The organism is Glycomyces mayteni (assembly GCF_042428885.1).
GTDB classification, from domain to species: Bacteria; Actinomycetota; Actinomycetes; order Mycobacteriales; family Micromonosporaceae; genus Glycomyces; species Glycomyces mayteni.
Genome location: NZ_JBHMBP010000015.1, coordinates 1 through 948 on the forward strand (window position 1 = coordinate 1; position 948 = coordinate 948).

The 948-nt window shown below is 67.2% G+C and carries 2 protein-coding genes; both read left to right on the forward strand.

Annotation, left to right across the window (positions count from 1 at the left end; all coding sequences use genetic code 11):
• The coding region (locus tag ACFFXY_RS25300) for a helix-turn-helix domain-containing protein (RefSeq protein WP_312721580.1) at positions 1-277 on the forward strand (277 nt) is incomplete at its 5' end.
• 3 nt (positions 278-280) lie between these two features.
• The coding region (locus ACFFXY_RS25305; protein WP_270668451.1) for a DUF4158 domain-containing protein at positions 281-948 on the forward strand (668 nt) is incomplete at its 3' end.

The following is a 948-nucleotide window of genomic DNA, read 5'->3' on the forward strand; positions in this document are numbered from 1 at the left end:
GTTCACTGGCGAGGACTCGCCGATGGCCAACCTGATGCTGTCGGTGATGGGGGCCTTCGCTGAGTTCGAGCGCGCCCTGATCCGCGAGCGGCAGCGTGAGGGCATCGCCTTGGCCAAGCAGCGTGGCGCGTACCGGGGCCGCAAGAAAGCCCTGTCCGATGAGCAGGCTGCTACCCTGCGGCAGCGAGCGACGGCCGGCGAGCCCAAGGCGCAGCTTGCCCGCGAGTTCAACATCAGCCGGGAAACCCTCTACCAGTACCTCCGCACGGACGACTGACACATGCCGCGTCGCTTGATCCTCTCGGCCACGGAGCGGGACACCCTGCTTGCGCTGCCGGAAAGCCAGGATGACCTGATCCGCTACTACACCTTCAACGACTCCGACCTGTCGCTGATCCGCCAGCGACGCGGCGACGCCAACCGCCTCGGCTTCGCCGTGCAGCTCTGCCTGCTGCGCTACCCCGGTTACGCGCTGGGAACCGACAGCGAGCTGCCCGAGCCGGTCATCCTGTGGGTGGCGAAGCAAGTCCAGGCCGAGCCGGCGAGCTGGGCAAAGTACGGCGAGCGCGACGTGACCCGTCGCGAGCATGCCCAGGAACTGCGCACCTACCTGCAACTGGCCCCGTTCGGCCTGTCCGACTTCCGCGCCCTGGTGCGCGAGCTAACCGAGCTGGCCCAGCAGACCGACAAAGGCTTGCTGCTGGCCGGTCAGGCCCTGGAGAGCCTACGGCAGAAACGACGCATCCTGCCGGCGCTGAGCGTGATTGACCGGGCCTGCTCGGAAGCCATTGCGCGAGCCAATCGGCGGGTCTACCGCGCCCTGGTCGAACCACTCACGGACTCGCATCGGGCCAAGCTGGACGAGCTGTTGAAGCTCAAGGCCGGCAGCAGCATCACCTGGTTGACCTGGCTGCGCCAGGCACCGCTGAAACCCAACTCTCGGCACAT